Annotated in this window: 12 protein-coding genes and 2 pseudogenes; 10 read left to right on the top strand and 4 right to left on the bottom strand. The window is 39.4% G+C overall.

Annotated features, from left to right (window positions below; translation table 11 throughout):
• Positions 1-263: 263 nt before the first annotated feature.
• The 3 genes from CHY_RS11705 to CHY_RS11695 all read left to right on the top strand — a co-directional run bounded on the left by CHY_RS11705 (position 264) and on the right by CHY_RS11695 (position 8,209).
• Positions 264-3,248 (top strand): Ig-like domain-containing protein, encoded by a 2,985-nt coding sequence (locus CHY_RS11705; protein ID WP_011345394.1) that lies wholly within the window; start codon positions 264-266, stop codon positions 3,246-3,248.
• 569 nt (positions 3,249-3,817) lie between these two features.
• A complete protein-coding gene (locus tag CHY_RS11700) occupies positions 3,818-7,555 on the top strand; it encodes an SH3 domain-containing protein (protein WP_011345389.1) in 3,738 nt (1,245 codons plus the stop codon).
• A gap of 357 nt (positions 7,556-7,912) precedes the next feature.
• Positions 7,913-8,209: a hypothetical protein gene (locus CHY_RS11695; protein ID WP_011345386.1), complete on the top strand. Its 297-nt coding sequence runs from the start codon at positions 7,913-7,915 to the stop codon at positions 8,207-8,209.
• Positions 8,210-8,358: 149 nt separating this feature from the next.
• Here CHY_RS11695 and CHY_RS11690 read toward each other — a convergent pair.
• A pseudogene (locus CHY_RS11690) lies at positions 8,359-9,141 on the bottom strand (ExeA family protein); the annotation flags it as partial.
• Positions 9,142-9,144: 3 nt separating this feature from the next.
• Positions 9,145-10,392, bottom strand: a complete 1,248-nt coding sequence (locus CHY_RS11685; RefSeq protein WP_011345384.1) for an IS481-like element ISChy6 family transposase — start codon at positions 10,390-10,392, stop codon at positions 9,145-9,147.
• Between the two features lie 127 nt (positions 10,393-10,519).
• Here CHY_RS11685 and CHY_RS13255 point away from each other — a divergent pair, with 127 nt between their 5' ends.
• Entirely contained in the window at positions 10,520-10,696 is a 177-nt protein-coding gene (locus CHY_RS13255; RefSeq protein ID WP_162485102.1) for a hypothetical protein, read from the top strand.
• A gap of 102 nt (positions 10,697-10,798) precedes the next feature.
• On the opposite strand, the pseudogene CHY_RS13600 reads toward CHY_RS13255, so the two are convergent.
• Positions 10,799-11,050: pseudogene (locus CHY_RS13600) on the bottom strand (DUF6431 domain-containing protein); the annotation flags it as partial.
• A gap of 188 nt (positions 11,051-11,238) precedes the next feature.
• Between CHY_RS13600 and CHY_RS11675 the strand changes: the two are divergent.
• The 4 genes from CHY_RS11675 (at position 11,239) to CHY_RS11660 (ending at position 13,575) form a co-directional block, all read left to right on the top strand.
• Positions 11,239-11,871 (top strand): transglutaminase domain-containing protein, encoded by a 633-nt coding sequence (locus CHY_RS11675; RefSeq protein WP_011345382.1) that lies wholly within the window; start codon positions 11,239-11,241, stop codon positions 11,869-11,871.
• Positions 11,872-12,321: 450 nt separating this feature from the next.
• Positions 12,322-12,897, top strand: coding sequence for a Uma2 family endonuclease (locus CHY_RS11670; protein ID WP_011345380.1), 576 nt, complete (start codon positions 12,322-12,324; stop codon positions 12,895-12,897).
• 125 nt (positions 12,898-13,022) lie between these two features.
• On the top strand, positions 13,023-13,184 hold the full coding sequence (locus CHY_RS13330; protein ID WP_193332846.1) for a hypothetical protein: 162 nt from the start codon (positions 13,023-13,025) through the stop codon (positions 13,182-13,184).
• A 103-nt stretch (positions 13,185-13,287) separates the two neighbouring features.
• Positions 13,288-13,575 (top strand): type II toxin-antitoxin system Phd/YefM family antitoxin, encoded by a 288-nt coding sequence (locus CHY_RS11660; RefSeq protein WP_041538056.1) that lies wholly within the window; start codon positions 13,288-13,290, stop codon positions 13,573-13,575.
• Positions 13,576-14,055: 480 nt separating this feature from the next.
• Here CHY_RS11660 and CHY_RS11655 read toward each other — a convergent pair whose 3' ends face one another.
• On the bottom strand, positions 14,056-14,469 hold the full coding sequence (locus CHY_RS11655) for a type II toxin-antitoxin system HicB family antitoxin (RefSeq protein ID WP_011345376.1): 414 nt from the start codon (positions 14,467-14,469) through the stop codon (positions 14,056-14,058).
• A gap of 377 nt (positions 14,470-14,846) precedes the next feature.
• On the opposite strand from CHY_RS11655, the gene CHY_RS11650 reads away from it, so the two are divergent.
• Complete coding sequence (locus CHY_RS11650) at positions 14,847-15,704, top strand: hypothetical protein (protein ID WP_011345375.1); 858 nt, start codon at positions 14,847-14,849, stop codon at positions 15,702-15,704.
• Positions 15,705-16,054: 350 nt separating this feature from the next.
• Entirely contained in the window at positions 16,055-17,338 is a 1,284-nt protein-coding gene (locus CHY_RS11645; RefSeq protein WP_011345374.1) for an IS110-like element ISChy2 family transposase, read from the top strand.
• Positions 17,339-17,619 lie beyond the last annotated feature (281 nt).

Genomic DNA, 17,619 nt, shown 5'->3' with positions numbered 1-17,619 from the left:
GAATACCATTAGCTTAAAAAAATCTTTAAAGCAAATTAACCGCAGAAAAGAGAAAAATAAAGTAAATTACGCCTAATTAAAAGCTAAAAATAAGCCTGAATGCCTAAAAGCGATTGACAGTCAAGGTGTGATGCTTTAAAATTTAAATGTGATAAAAAAAGTCTAAAAAATCCATAATAGCCTTAATGTCCGATATATCCAAAATCTTACATAGGGTTCCGTATTTTTAAATAAATATACAAAATTTTTAAGGAGGGAAAGAAATGATCAGACTCAAGGGGAAAAAGGCCATTGCGATTATCACGATGGCAACTTTCTTACTCACCATGCTCCCCGCTTTTGTCCTGGCCAGTACGCCGGCTAAGTACGTCTTAACCCTTAGCCCGACTACGGTAAGGCCGGGCACCACTGCTACCCTGGTCTCCGGTAGCGTCGTGGACATTTACGGCAACAAAGGGGTTGTAACTATTGTCTACACCCCGGCAGGCGGTACCGAGGAAACCTTTACCAGCACTCTTGCTGATGGTACCTTTGCCAAAAATTATGTCTTTGACAAAGAAGGAGACTACACCTTCCAGGTCAAAGAAGGCACCGATGTTTCCAACGTAGTAACCGTCCTTTCACGCTATGACTACACCCCCGATGCTCGGGGCAGCTACAAAGTAGGAGACACCAACGTAATTCTTGGGGGGACCATCAAAGGCCTACCGGCAGGCCGGCAAATGGTTTTAAAGCATGAAAATGATGCCATTGGAGTAATTGGTAACAGTGCCGTCACCGACACCGGCCGCTTTGCCATCAGCGTTCCCGTTTTCACCTATGCCGGCACCTATGCCCTGGGAACCGCTAATACCGATGGCACTAACTTTGTCAAATACGAAGAAATTACTGTAGCACCACAGACCTTAGCGGTTACCGCCGATAAAACCGCCCTTACCGGCGGCAGCTTTGACAACAACATTACCTTTACCGCCAAGCCGGCTGTAACCGTCTCCGGCGGCACCTATTACTTCGAGTTAAGCGGTGTAAAAATTGATAAAAACAGTGTTACCGGAACCACTTATGGAACTGTAATTGATAATACTTATTACACCAAAGTAGCCGTATCCGACTCCGATGGAGTTTTGAATCTTTCTAACTTAAAACTGCTGGACACCATCGGAACCTTAACGGTCAAAGCTTATTATCAGAAAGATTCGGTAGATTTTGCCAATGGTCTTTATACTGAAAACGCTGAGCTTCTGGGAACCTTAAACATTCCGGTAAATCCGGCGGCTAAAGTAAATGTCTTTACCAATGTAACTTCACTGGCTGCAGATACCACCACAACCCTTGCGGTTTATGTCAAGGATGTCAACAATAAGGTTTATGGCGATGCCAATTCTACTTTAAAAGACGTTAAAGTCACCGTAACCGGACCCGATGTCAACGCCAGCGATAGCAATAAAGCTGAATACAGCTTCACCGTCAACCCCTCCCAGGCGGGAGATGTGACCGTAACTGTTGTGGCAACTTTAACCGACAACACTCAGGAAACCAAAACCCTGACCATTCCGGTCGATGGCTTAAAAGCTTCCCTTGATGCGGCAACGGTGGCCAATTTAGTTTACGGCGCAACCGTTTCACCGAAAGTAACCGTTACCGATAAAAACGGCACGCCCATTAACAACGCAACTGTTACTATTTCCGGTCCTTACACCGGTAGCATTAGCGGACAGACTACCAATATCGTAAACGGCCAGTATAACTTCTCTGCAGCCGCCTTAACCGATGTAACAAACTTTGTGGTAAATGTGGTTGACCCCAGCGGTAAGAAAGCCCGGCTTACCTATCCGGTCCTGGGCAGCAACGTTTACACCGTAACTCCGGATAAAGCAACCTTAATTGCTGGTTATGATACGGAAGTGTCCTTTACAGTTAAAGAAGGAGCCTACGGAGTAACCGATAATGTAAATGTTGCCTATACAGACTTAGACGGTAATAGCCAAACCGTAAACGGTGTCACCTATACCAACGGCAAATACACCGTAAGTCTGGGAAGCTTGACCAAAGCGGGTACCATAAACTTTAAGGTAATATCTACCGACGGCAAGAAATACGGTACTTTCACGGTAAATGTCAAACTTCCGGTAATTAAAGTTTTGGCACCCGCTGACGGCATCCTCACCGACAGCCAGAAAGAAGCGGTCAGCTATGCAGTCTACAGCCCAATTGATAACACCGAAATTACTGCCAACACTACCGTAACCTTAAGCGTTTACGACAATTCCGCTACCTTTGGCGTCTACGACCAAAGCGGCAACGCTTTAAAGACTGTGGATGGCAGCGCTTATAACACCGGAGCACCGGCGAAAGTTACCGTTTTAGCAACGAAGAATGCTTCCTATGGCTATGACGGAAAATTAGAGCTTTCAGTAAACGGCATTAAGGTTTCCGAACTTACCGTAAAACCTGCTGTTCTCACCGTAAATAAAACCGAAGTAGCGGTAGGAAGTGACAATGCCGTTGAAGCTACCTTAAAAGATGCTCACGGCAACCCGATTAAAGACGCTACCGTAACCTTAAACGGCTCCGGAGTTGCCCTTACCGGTACCACCGATGCCGATGGCAAAGTAATCTTTACCGTAACGCCCTTTGCTACCGGCAAGATTGTGGTTGATGCACCGGCTTATGCCAATATCACCAAACCGGAAATCACCGCTAAATTTGTTGTAGACGACAAGAAGCCGGTAATCACCATTGAAGCTCCGGCTACCACCGATAAGGAAACCGTTGATGTGAACATTAAAGTTACCGACGAAGGTAAGGTCGCCGGACTGCTGGTGAACGGCCAGCGGATCGAACTGGTAGCTCCTATGGTTGAAGTAAACAAAGTAGTAACCGTAACCCTGAAGGAAGGAAAGAATACTATTACCGTCGAAGCTGCCGACGTAGCAGGTAATATTGCCACAGCTACTGCTGACGTAACTTACACCAAGCCTGTACCGCCGGCCGATAATACTAACACTGGCGACAAATACAGTAAGTTTGTCGGCCAGATGGTAAAACTCACTTATTCCAGGACCAACCTCCGGTTAGCGCCTAACGGCAAGCTCCTGGTAACCTTGAAGACAGGTTACAAGATGCGCTACCTCGGCCGGGAAGGTGTCTGGAACAAAGTAAGAGTCTCCATCTGGATGAAGGGCGGCTACAAGACCTACACCGGCTACATTTACGATCCCTACTTCTGGGCATTAACTAAAGCTTAAATACTAAAAAGCCCCGGGTAACTCCCGGGGCTTTTTCCTTCTTAACCCTCCAGGAATGGATACTTGGAGGGTTTTTTATTTTAGATAAATAAGATAAAAATAATTTTTTTGATATAAAAGATAAAGGAAATCTTATACAAAAATACAAGAAAATGGTTGACATCTAAGGATTGACCCCCTAAAATTAATAAGTAGATGAACTGTCTCCAAATTCTCCAGTCAATTGGCAAAAAAGAAAAATATTCTACACAAAGAAAAAAATAAAAAATATGTTATAAAATAGAAGGAAAATTAGAAAATATGGCGAATAGGTAATAAATACAACTTCCAGGCATATACTGGTAACGATTTATTGTAGGGTCAGCTCCGGCTGACAAAATTTTAAATTGTTTAAAAGGTTTTGAACCCTGTAAAATCTTTCAAGGGTTCCTAACAGTGTAAACAATAGAAAGTTTACATATGAGAGGGGGGAAAGACCGGGAAAGGGAAGACCAATTAAATATACCTTTCTGGTTTCAAAAATGGGTTTATGCCCAAAATAAATTTTTTAAGGAGGGAAAATTTAGAAGATGGCAAAATTAAAACACAAAAAGCCTATCGCAATCCTGACCATCGTAGCATTTCTTCTCAGCATGTTGCCGGCTGTTGCGTTTGGAGCGGTCACGTCGGCTACTTTAAATCCAACTAATTATATTTCAACGACAGTGCCTCTTACTATTACATTAGGAGATGTACCTGCACTTAACGACGTAATAACGGTAGAACTAACAAAAAATTCGACAACGTATACAGCGATTTACACTATTGCTCAAGCGGATGTAGATGCAGGAAGAAAAGATTATGTATTTAATATAAGTGATTTTAAAGATACTTCAAGCAATGTTGTACCATTTGGAAGTGGGTATTCTTTAAGTGTAAAGTACACTCCTTCAGGGGGAACAGCGACTGAAATAGCTTCTTCATCTTCCTTTAATGTGATTCCAGCTGTTGCTTCTGTTACACCAACCGCTTGGAATGAGGCTAAAGTGGATTTGGTTGTATATGATGGTAGTAATGGTATCACGTCAGGCAGTGTCATAGCAGTATATTTGGATAGCAATACTTATGAATCGGCATTTATTGATAAAAGTAACGTTTCCAGTTTTACCTTTTATGTAAACCGCACCACTGGAGATCACAACTATACAGTTAAATACATCACTGGTTCAAATAATTATGTTCTTGCAACTGGAATAATTCCAAAGATTAACCCATATGCAAATGCTGTTGGTTCTGCTGATGGAAAAGCTACTTTAAATATTACCAAACCTGAGTCAAATAATCTCTATGTTGGTCAGTCTGTTACTTCTATTGAAGGTACTACAGATAAAGATGCAGTAGTCGATGTTTATGTTTTGGCAGAAGATACAAAAATAACGAATGCTCCAATTGTTTGGGATGTTATTTCAGCAACTGTTAATCCTAATACAGGAACGTTTATCGCGGATTTAAGTGACAACTTCTATAAGAATGAGGATGTCATCTTTGCTGTAGTAGCAAAATCAAGCAAAGGAACTACAGTCAAATACATCACTCATGGCTATAAATTTGATGGTTCTCAATCTATTGCGTCACCAGTGATAGGCCAGGAAGTAAAAATAAGCGGTACTGTATTTAAATACGATGAGACTTCGAGCAAATATGTCGTTGCACAAGAAACTTCGTATAACGCGTTTGAAGTTTATTATAGCAATGGTGCAACACCTTATAATAGGGTGACAGGTGATTCTAATTATTATTCTTCGATAGGTACTGTTGGCGTTGCGGCTAATGGTACGGTTAACTTCTACATTACGCCTAAAGTTGCCGGAAAATATTTGTTTGTATTGAGGGAGCTTGGTTATTATGAATTAACCGTTTCTGGAAAAACAGCAACTGCTACCCTGGAATCTGCTACTGCCTATGAAGGTAGAAATTATAAGTTAACCTTAAAATCCTTAAAAGTTGGTGATACTTCTGTATCAGGATCAACCTATTATGTGGTTATAGAAGGAGTACCGGTTGCCGACAGCATTGGGACAAATAATAAATTTGTTAAGTATACTACAACTCCTGTTGATCCATTTGTTAGCTCAGATGTAAGAACTGATTCAGTTGGTAACAAAGTATACGATAAAGTTGTTTTAAAATTTACTGCTAATCCAGATTTAAGTGGCCTTGTATTTAAAGGGACTGGCACGGCAAAGGTTACTATTTATGCACTGAATACCAAAACTATTTTTGACCAAAAAGGTTATGATTTTACTTCAGGAAATTCTGCTATTAAAGCAGTTTATGTAAGTGCATCAGGAGCTGGTATGACTCCTGTAAATAATATTGAACTTAAAGCTGGTGCAATGACGGTAACAACTAATACTATTAAAATTGGTGGAAGCGTGAACATTACTGTAAATGCAAAAGTTACTGTAAATGGAACTGATACTTGGGTAACAAAAACAGTATCGATTCCAGTAAAAGGATTTGTGCCTACTGTATCGGTAAGTCAGTCAATTTATGATCAGGAAACCGCACTTACTGTAACTGTTAAAGACGTAAATGGCAATCCTATCAATAACGCCATTATAGCTTTTGATAAAACTGACATTAAAGTAAAAGGTAGCGATGGTACGTTTAAAGATGCTGCTGTGGTAAATGATAAAGATACAATAGTCGATGGAACAGTAACAAATATTACTGACGGTAATTATAGCGCAACGATTAAAGCTGATACCCCTGGCTCAACAAATATTTATGTTATCGTAATGAAGAAACTTGCTGATGGAACAACAACATATGAAACATGGGCTAAAGTTCCATATACATTCCTTGGATATGAAAAGTATACAGTAACTGCTGATAAAACAGCACTACTTGCTAATTATCCTGAAAATGTAAAAATTACAGTTAAAGATGGTGCCAATGTAGTTACCGGAACTGGTTTCAAAGTAAGTTTAAAACATTCTGACACAACAGCATCCATTTCACAAAATAGCCTCTCTGATTTGAATAATGTAACATTAGACTCTACTGGTAGCTTTACCTTAGGGAACCTTAATGTAAGCAAACCAGGTACACTAACAATAACTGTAACCTCAAACAACGGAACGAGCTTTGGAACAGTTAAAATTGATGTTGTAGCACCCAAAGTTGTATTAACACCAAGCGATAATGTAATAACAGATAGTGTGAAAGAATCGATCAAGGCAGTAATTTATGATCCAAGAAATAATGCAGAAATTAAACTCCCAATTGACTTTGCAATTGTAAAAGATTCCGAAAATACCAATACCTTGAGTGTATTAAGCGTATATCAAAAAGATGGAAAAACTATTGCAACAGATAGTGATAAGCAAGGTGCTTCAACTTATGAGTTTGTGATTTTAGCACAATATAATAAAGATGCCAAAGCAGCACCGCAATTTGAAGTAAAAGTAAATGGCATAAAAGTCGCAACTTTTGATGTAAAACCTGCTGTAGTAGCTGTAAGCTCTGATAAAGTAACTGTTGCTGTTCCAAAAGCTATAACGGTAACTGCAAAAGATGCTCATGGTAAAGCACTAGCTGGTTATGTTGTTACATTATCTGGCGCTGGTGTAAGCCAAGAATTAACCCTTGATAGTAATGGTCAGGTCACTACTTATATCCAATCCAATGCAACTGGAGACATTAACGTAGAACTGAAAGATGTAGCGAATGAAACCATAGCAAAAATTAAATCTGATGTATTTGTAGATACTCAAGCTCCAGTAATTACCGTAACAGCTCCCGAAAAAGTTGAAGTACCTTATGTTGATGTAACTGTTAAAGTAACTGATAACGATAAGGTTGCTGCATTAGCCGTTAATAATGCTGCTGTAGCTCTTGTAGCACCTGCAGCAGAAGTTAATAAAGTAGTACGCGTTAACCTTGTTGAAGGTGACAATACTATCGTAGTTGAAGCTGCTGACCTTGCTGGTAACGTTGCCTCCAAGACTATAACTGTAAAATACGAAAAACCGGTAACACCGCCACCCGCCAACAACGGCGGCAATACCAACACCGGTGACAAATACAGCAAGTACGTAGGACAGATGGTGCAACTTACCTACACCAAGACCAACCTCCGGGTGGCGCCGCAGGCCAATGCTAAGATCTTAGCTGTATTGAAGAAAGGTTACAAGATGCGCTACCTCGGCCGCGAAGGTGTATGGAACAAAGTACGGGTATCCATCTGGAGCAATGGCGGCTACAAGACCTACACCGGTTACATCTACGACCCCAACTTCTGGACTTTAACCTCCGTCCAGTAACACCAAAACCCCGGGTTAAATCCCGGGGTTTTTTACTACGTAAATTTAAATTATGGTCATGAAACAAGCAAATTTAAAAAAGGAGCGGGTTTTTAACCGCTCCTTTTTTAAATATCAAATGCAAGGGGTTGTTAAAAATGGTTAAGTATCGCTGGTATCAAAAAATTGCTATACTCTGAAACCGTAACCGCATCGCTGGTAAAGTCATTGCGGTCGGAACAAAAAATGCGGAGGTGAGCATTATCGTAACACTATCGGAAGGCCCCAATCCGATTAAGGTACAGGTAAAAGATACCTCCGGCAACATCACCGAAAAAGTCATAACTATAACCTTTTTCCCATGCGGGGGAAGATTTAATGCCAACCAATCCGAAAACTAATAAAGCGTATAAACATGAGCATTATTCCGCAGCAATAATTAGACATTTTTTTAAAGAGGTTATTGAACAACATCCAATAAATCAAAAAAATTATCAAATTACTGCGGAACAGGTTGCCAGATTTATTGAAGGAAGTTTGCCAAAAGATGGAGCGCTTATCTGGAGGGATTTACTTTCAAGCCAGTTAGATGCTGACCGGGCAGATTATTTATTAAGGGATTCTGTGAACTTGCAAATTATTTGGGCACCAATATTTCAAAATAAAATAGCATAGGAGGTAGCTGTAATCTGCAAAAATTGCAAATTAATTTGGTAGGCCAGTAAAACCTTTTGCAAAATATCACAGAATTTTAGCAAAGAAAAATAAAAAGAAAACCGGCCGCAAAAGTGCGACCGGGCAAGATTAGAAACCAGCATCCAAAAAGCCGCTAACCTAACCACCTCAGCATCAATGATTTCCTTTTTAGCCTGGAAACCATAAAGCAAGCAATGGGTAGCAAGCTTATTGATTAACCGGGGCCACCCCCGGGATAAAGAAGCAATAGCTTCGATAGCTTGTTCGGAAAATATACTGTGTTTGGCTCCGGCAAGCTCCATTTGATGCTGGATGTAGCCTGCTACCTCTTCCCGGGTCAAAGGCTCAACTTTATAGCTCATGGCAATCCTTTGGGCCAGAGGCCTATTCTGGTTTAAGGAAAGCTTATCTAAGAGATGCGGAAGGCCAGAGAGAATTAAGATAAACGGATTTTCCGAATCCATGCTAAAGTTAAAGAGGATATTTATATCGCAAAGGAAAAGGTCTTTAGCCATTTGCATCTCATCTAAGATAAAAACCGGAGTAATCTTTCTTTCCCGAAAAAACCTGAGGACAGCGGTTTGAATCTGGTGAAAAAGATCCACCTTGCGAAACTTAGGTTCTTCCCCCAGAGCTATAGCCAACCCCCGGTAGAAATCCATAACTGTACCGGTGGATAGGGGGAAATAAAGCACCTTATACAGAGAAGGATTGAGACTTTCAGCAAAAGCTCGAAGAGCAAAAGTTTTACCGGCTCCTGGTTCTCCAGCAATCAGGCCAATGCCACGGGTCTTTTTTAGATACTCAAGTCGGGCCATCGTTTCGGAAAAAGAAGTTGACAGGAAAGAATCAGCGGTTTTGATTTCTTTAGTAAAAGGGGCTTTGGTCAAAGAATAAAAAGCTCGATACACCGATTACTCCTCCTTTCCCGCCAGCATAGCCTGAAAAGAAAGCGAGCGATGGCGTTTTACCTTGGCATTATCAGCGAAATTAACCGGGATAGCTTTATCTACAGCTATGCCATTTTCATAAACATAAACCACATCTTCATCAAAACGGACTTCAATTTTTTGGCCAATAAACCGGGGTGGTACTTCATACAGCTTATTATTAACGGAAATAGTGCCATCATGTTTCACCTTACGCATTTCCCTTTTCAAAAACAGCGGGTCAAGGGAAGCGGGGTCATCAATCATCCGCACCTGACTTACCTGAGATAAATAAACATCTAAAGGAGTCATACCCAGAGAGGCATGGACTTTTCGGTGGTAATCTTCCTCTAACCACTGCCAGAAGCGGCGGTTTAGCTCCTCTAAAGAAGATGCCGGTTTTTCTTTCAGCAAAGGGAAAAAGCGGGTCTTAACCGTACCAAAGAACCGTTCTATTTTTCCCTTACTGGGAGCATCATAAGGCTGGGTATGGGTCAGGATAATACCAAGACTGGCACAAGCAATTTGGAAAGTATCGGAGCGATAAATTTTGCCGTTATCTACATAAACCATCTTAGGGATACCCCGGCGAATTAACGCTTCCTTGAACACAGTTCGTAGAGACTCAAACTTTTCTGAAAAGAAAAACTGGGCAAAAGGAACCAATCTTGAGCAATCATCAATAAAAGCAAAAAGAAAAGTCTTTAGCTTTTTGCCATTTTGCACAATATACGGACCAACAGACATATCTCCCTGCCAGAGAACATTAACCGTATCATAAGAAAACCTTTTGCGTTCAGGGGATTTGGGGGACTCATTACCGACCAAACCATACTTTTTCAGTAGCCTATAAACCGTAGCATAGGAAACATCCTTAGGTAAAATCTCACCCCTATCCACTAAGCGTTCATAAAAAACGGAAGCAGGCAAATCCCTGAGCTCTTTTCGTAAAGCTATTAAATACTCTTCCTGCTCCCGGGAAAGCACTCGATGTTTTCCCCGATCCGAACGAATTTTAGGCTTAAGGCCATCAAAACCAAACCGGCGGTAAGAAAGAAGCCAGCCGGCCAGAGTTTTAGGAGTAAATTCTTTAGGGCCATAAAAAGGCACCTCATGAACCTTAGAGCAAATTTGGGCAAAATACTCCTGCTGATTAGACACCTGGCCATTTAGAACAGGAGCCAGAAGGCCATAACGGAAAAGAGCCACCTTTTCACGCACTTTTTCATCCATAAAAACCCTCCTTTTAGAAGGAGGCTAACCGGTTAACCATCCATGAGACCATTTTAACCTGGGAGGAAAAAGAATACCACGCAAAAGGTTTGTGGAAGCAAAAAATAGTTTTCAGGAGGGAGAAAAAATGATAGAATTAACTTGCCATAAAGTTAAGTGGGAAATGTCCGATGCCCCTTTTCAGGAGGGGAGTTTTGCCCAAAGCCAGGAGCATTTCCACCAACTTTATGGCTTTTTCTTTTGGGTTAAAAGGAAAAACGCCCCTAAAGCCGACATCTCGGAAAAACATCTCGATACGGGTTAGATTTTTCCTAAACCTTTGATTAAAAAACTCCAATAACTGACGATAACCTATGACTTTTCGATAAAGGAAGTAATGTTTAAGTTTTATCAAAATAGTAGCCACAGTATGCTGAAAGTACGGAAGTAAGAAAGAAGGGATAATTGAGACGGTTTTACCACAGGAAGGACATCTTAAACGGCAAATAGGGATGGAAAAAACGTTATTATTAGTGACGGCGTATCTAAAATAAAACCCATGCCGTAACAGTCTAATATGCCCTTTACAATGTGGGCAAATGTCAACATCGGGAAAATCATTCTTTTTGCCCCGCCGGGCATATTCCCGGACAGATAAGCCAAAATCATAAAAAATCATCAAAATAAATCACCCCAAATATTTTGCAAAAATTATAGCAAAATATTTGTGGTCTAAAAAGGTTAAGCCGCTGTTTTATTTTGAAAAATTTCTGGGGATTTGAGAGAAGATAATTTGCTAAATAACAATATTATATGTTGCCCAATGGTATTGAAGCAGGTATTATTCAACTTATTGGGAAGAATGATTTGGCTGATGGTGAGATAAAACTTTATTTCAACCATGGAAGCGGCATTTATTATTTAGGTTTTAATAAAAATGGCATGTCAGGTGTTAAAGTAATAAAATTTGCGGTTTATGGAATTAAAGACAAATCATACATAATGCTTTCAGGGTTAGTTAATTCGGATGACCCTTTAATAATTGATACAGCCAACAAAATTACCAGTGGCTTAAGCGATTTAAAAGATAAAGTAAAAGCATTACATGATTTTGTGGTGAATACTGTTGAGTATAATAGCGATGAAGATAATTTAACTATGGAGAATGAAAAGAATTCGGTTCAAGTGTTATTGACAAAGAAAGGAGTATGCCGTCATTACAGCTATCTTTTTGCTGCACTTGCTAGAGCTGTTGGTATACCTACAAGAACTGTTGTTGGTATAGCTGGTGGCGGGCATGAGTGGAATGAAGTGTATATTGATGGCCAGTGGCTGGCGTTAGACACAACTTGGGATGACCAGTCTCAGGGTGTAATTTATGACTATTACTTAAAACCTGATTTGCTTTACCATTACAAAATACCTGAACCATATGTTTATATTTTTGGCGAAACTTATGGTGGATTTGCTGTAAAATACCTTGAAGGATTAGATAAATAATTATAATAAAAATCCCTAACCTTTGAGGATAGCGTTTAATTGAAACAGTATGAGGTGGAAATTTTCCCTCGGTCGAAGGTGATATGGATGGACCCAATTTCCTTTTATATAACCAAAGTACTGTTTTTTGCAATAGTTTTCGTAATTGTTTTTGAAAGGATAAAAGCAACTATAGAAGGATTTACCGGGATGGTTAAGTTTTTAAAAAGAATTTGTAAAAAGAAAAAATAAAACAGATAAAAGCAATGAGAAATTGGTTTTAATGATTTTAGTGAAAACTGGCCGCAAAATTAAGGGATAGGAAGCGCCCCGGCTGTAAAGCTGGGTTTTTTTGTGCGACTGTGGCAAAGCAAAAGGTACATATTGTAAAAAATTAACATTAACTATATAATAGTATCACAGGATATACTGATGCTGGTGGGGTAAAAGCTTGGAACAGGAGGCGGCAATATGCCATTACCCAAAAAAGATAAAATATATACGTATGTTGATTATTTGACCTGGCCGGAAGAGGAAAGAATTGAATTAATTGATGGACAGGTTTATTTGCTGGCACCGCCGTCAAGAATTCACCAGGAAATTTCGGGAGCGATCTTTAATCAGTTTTACAATTACCTTAAAGATAAGCCATGCAAGGTCTATCATGCACCTTTTGGTGTTAGGCTTCCTTCCAGTAATGAAAAAAATGATGAAGATATAAAAACTGTTGTTGAGCCTGATATAGTGGTGGTATGTGATGAAGCAAAACTTGATGCTGAGGGATGCAAAGGAGCTCCTGATTTAATTGTAGAGATTGTATCTCCATCTACCGCAAGAAAAGATAAAGTAGAAAAATTTAATTTATATGAAAAATTTGGTGTAAAAGAATATTGGATAGTAGAGCCTGACAGCAAAATTATAAGTGTATTTACTTTGCAAGCCAACAAAAGGTATGGCAGACCAGAGATATATACGGATGATGATGTAATCAGAGTATCCATTTTTGACGATCTTATCGTTGATTTAAAACCTGTGTTTGCGTATTAAGTGGATGCGCCAAAATGTTAAAGTTCCGGTTGACCTTTTAATTTATAGTAATGAGGAATTTTTAAAGCGTTCGCAACTTAAATCAACCTTAGAGTATAAAATTGCCCGGGAAGGTATCAAAATTTATGGATAATTGGGATATTGCCTTCGAATGGTTTAATTTTGCAGATAGCGATTTTAATGTAGCAAAATACTTAATGAATATGAACCCTAAACCAAGTAATATTATTTGTTATCATTGCCAGCAGAGTGCAGTTAAACGGGGGACAGATATTGAAAACCCATGACTTGTGGAATTTTCACAAGATAATCACAAAGTTTGAAGCATCGTTCTTGATTAAATATCATAATTACGATAAAATTATGATAAATCAAGAAAGGGGTGGTTATATGCCACACATTAGACCGGTTTCGGATTTAAGAAATAATTTTGCCGAGATATCAAGGATTGTCCATGAAACAGGAGAACCGGTGTTTTTGACCAAAAATGGTTACGGTGATATGGTTGTAATGAGCATGGAAGCTTATGAACGCAAACTATTTGAAAGTGAAATCTATTTCAAACTGAAGGAAGCAGAGTTGGAAGCAAAGACGACTAATAAGCGGTTTTCGCATGATGAAGTATTTTCTGATTTAAGGTCAAGACTTGCTGATAAGGTAGATGCTAATAATGTATAATTACGGTAAAAAAACTATTTGGTGTTCTATGTGGTCACTTAAGATGAAGTAGAAATCCATAGAATCCTTTATGCAAAAATGAATATTGAAAAGATTTTAAAATAGCTAGAAATGTCATTTAAATTAAAATGTTACTACTCACGTTAATTGACCACATTTAGCTCAAATTAAGCGAACGCAAATTTTGCTCACTTTCTTTGGCCAGGGAGTTTGCTACTGCCTGGCCATTGGCATAATTTTATACGGAACGCGAAAGAGAAAAAATGGCGGGTTGTTGGATGGGAAATTATGGAGTCAATATCCTGAGCTATCAATGGTATCCGTGTAAAAAGCCACTTGGTTTTTTTTAAAACCAAGTGGTTTAATGTTTTTGCGCTAAACTTTTCGAATTTATTGCCGTTACCATTTGCTAATTTTATAGAAAATTTCCTTGGCATTGGCCTAACTGCCTGGCATGAGATAGTTAAATTAAAATTAAAGTTATATTTCCCGTTCTTTTATACCTAATTGTTCCTTCAAAGCCTGCTGGAGAACACGAGAAAAATTAATTTTCTTTTTTTCAGCTAGGTCGTTTAACCACTTTGGTATAGTTAATGTTTTTTTAACCGCTTTATTATCCATTTCACTGCGAACTAATGGCATCCAGGCTTCTACCAATACGAGAACTTGATTGGATTCAATCTTAATTTTGTCTATAGGTGTTGGTTCAGGAATTGGCTCATTGTCTTTTTCCATACCATACAGATGAAGTTCAAGAGCTTCTTTAGCATTTTTTAAAGCTTCTTCCGTATTATCACCACAGGTTAAACATCCAGGAAGGTCAGGGAATTCAACGGAAATACCATCTTCGGCATAGTCAAAGATGGCAGGAAACACATATAAGTCTTTATACATAAATAACAACCTCTGTTTTCTAATAAGTTGATCCTGAGTAAACTATAATACGTATATATACACGTGTCAAGACATTGTCGGATCAGTAGTTATGGGTTTAATTTTTTTTAAATCTACGCGGTTAACTAAGATAAAATAAATCTTGGGCTTAAATTAAGAAAGTTTATTTTTTGGTAGTAATACCAGCTCAAGTTCTTAAAAGATAGGCCATTTTTTAGATAAAAAAGTCGAATTATGTAAAATTTTATCGACAAAATTTGGCAAAACAGAACAAGGAGTCGAAAAAATTTTGTAGAAAAAATTATAAAAAATTGAAGGTGGTTACAGGAATACAAAATGGCTCAGGCCGAGGGAAATAGGGATTGGGGGGACCTCAAGTGGATAAGACGTTGAAACCACTTGATGAAAAAACTCTGGAAGCACTTGCTGAGTTAATTTGTGGTGACTCAACGGAGTGGTACAGGAAAGGCTGGGAACTTCCGGATTTTTTTCGCCGGGCTGGCTTAAACTGTCCTGCTCATGACGGTAGTACCCGCAAATGGTGGACCCTCGAAAGGCTAAAGGATTATAACTTAAACCCTGCAAATATACAAAAAGTTATAAAAAGATTAGCAGATCCCCGTGAATATCCTCAAAATCCAGAATTAGTTAAAGAAGTAATAGGGAAGCTTAACAAGATTCTATGTGTAGAAGGATTAGAGGTTTATCTAGAAGGGGTTAAGCCGCAAATAAGGGAAATAGCTCCTATTGTTCCTACTCCAACTATTGTGACTACAGAGGAAATTGTACTACCTGATTTCAAGCAACTTACGGGAGATGAAAATCTCGGTGAGATTCTTGAAAAACGCTGGGAAGAAGCAATTATTTGTATTAAAAATGGAGCTTCCTTAGCTGCCATAATACTAATGGGAAGTATACTTGAAGGATTGCTTTATGCTTTTGTGCATAAGTATCCTCATGAAGCAAATAAAGCTTCAGGTGCTCCGAAAGATAAATCGGGGAAAGTTAAGCATTTTAACGACTGGACGCTTAGCAACTTAATCAACGTCGCGCATGAATGTGGATGGATTCAACGGGATGCTAAAGATTTTACTCATATTCTCAGGGAATATCGAAACCTAATTCATCCTCGGGAGCAGCTTAGCCGACAAGAACATCCAGACATTGATACCTGTAGAATTTGTTTGGAAGTAATTCGAGCGGCGATTAACGATTTGGCTATATTTGTGCGATGAAATGAATACATGAAATGAATAATCAAATTGATAGTTAAAATTATAAAGTTCGAAAAAAATAAAAAATAAGGTTACCACTAATAAAAAAATCCTAGCAAGATCTTTAAAAAAACAGCGATTGCTTTCTTTAGATTAATAATGTCACCGCCGGTATATAATTGACCCAGGAGCAACGAAAAGTAAATGACCCACCCTCTGGCGAAATATCCCTCTGATACCACTGCAAAGGATCGGAGGGAAATAAATGCTAGCATTCCTGTAATAAATTAAAATAGCCTTTGCAAAAACAAAACCCTCCTGGTAAAAGAATAATTGGAACACAAAACCACTTAACCAGGAGGGCGATAGGCATGAACAAAATCGAGAAACTCCTTTTAGTTCATGGTTCCGACATAATTTTCGTCGGGATCGATGTTGCCAAAAAGAACCACTATGCAAGGATCATAAACCACATCGGACTCGAACCAGTAAAACCTTTCAAGTTTAATAATAGCAAAGATGGCTACTTTCGTATAGTCTCTAAAATACTCGAAGCCAAAGAAAAAACAAAAGCAGAAAGGGTAATAATAGGCCTTGAACCCAGCGGCCATTACTGGAAGCCCCTCACATGGTTTTTGAAGCAACAGGGATACCGGGTAGTCCTGGTGAACCCGTTCCACGTGAAGAAAAGGAAAGAAGAGGAAGACAACAGCCCTACCAAAAACGACCGAAAGGACGCATTAATAATTGCCAAACTCGTAAAAGAGGGTAAGTTTCTAAACTGCCTCTTACCCGAAGGGATTTACGCAGACTTAAGAAACCTTTCGGTCGCAAGAAAGCAGTTAATAAGTAAGCTTAACAGCGCTAAAAACAAACTAGTTTCTATCATAGATGAATACTTTCCTGAATTTGAAGAAGTATTCAAGAACCTCTTAGGCAAGGCGGCTTTATGGGTATTGCGGCACTGTCCGTTTCCGAGCATGATCTTAAACTACACCAAAGAAGAGCTGGCAGAAAACCTGAAGAGAGCCGCCAATAAAAGAGTGGGCATAAAAAGAGCCGAGAAACTCATCGAAGCAGCACAAAAGTCAGTAGGGGTAAAAGAAGGGTTAAAAGGGGCATATATTCGCCTTCACTCATACCTTGACGAAATAGAATTTTTAAAAGGTCAGCTCGAAACGATTGAAAAAACAATGGAAGAATTGCTCAAAAAAATAGACATAGCAGAATACCTCCTCAGCATTCCTGGCATAGGAGTAATAACCGTAGCTGGATTTCTAGCGGATGTAGGTGACTTAGCCAACTACACCCACTTTAAGCAGATACAAAAACTAGCAGGGCTTAATATAGCCGAAAACCAATCGGGAAAACACAAAGGGAAGGCCAAGATCTCCAAGAGGGGCCGTCCTGAGCTGAGGAATCTTCTCTACAAAGCAAGCCTAACGCTAGTAGCCAAAAACAAGGAATTCAAGGCACTATACAACTATTTCCTAAAAAGGCCCAAAAATCCATTGAAAGCTAAGCAGGCATTGATTGCGATTTCAGTCAAACTGGTAAGGGTGATGTTTGCCCTTGCCAAGAAGAGAGAAAATTACGATCCCCAGAAAGTCCTTGGGGAATACCGCATTATGCAAATAAACCAGTTAGCAGCCTAAAAATGAGTTGGCCGGTAAGGTGGGGAAGCTCTAACACTCCCATAGGGGCAAGACCCTGCATGCTAGTAAAAAAGCTCCCCGCCTTACCCTCTAAGGCAGAACGAAGGAATGTAATGAGGGCGTAGGACCTCGAGAGACATGATAGGGTAGTCGAGGGCATAAGTGAAGCGTTTGTGAGGCAACTTGATTCGCAAGTTGTCGTAGGTGGTCTTGTTTTGTCTCAAAAATCCTTTACAAAAAACAACATTGAAATAGCTGAAATTCAGCGAAAAAATAAGATT

Origin of the sequence: Carboxydothermus hydrogenoformans Z-2901 (genome assembly GCF_000012865.1) — a bacterium.
In the GTDB taxonomy this organism is placed as follows: Bacteria; Bacillota; Z-2901; order Carboxydothermales; family Carboxydothermaceae; genus Carboxydothermus; species Carboxydothermus hydrogenoformans.
Note: the sequence above shows the minus strand (reverse complement) of the source record. Positions and strands in the feature narration are given on the sequence as shown.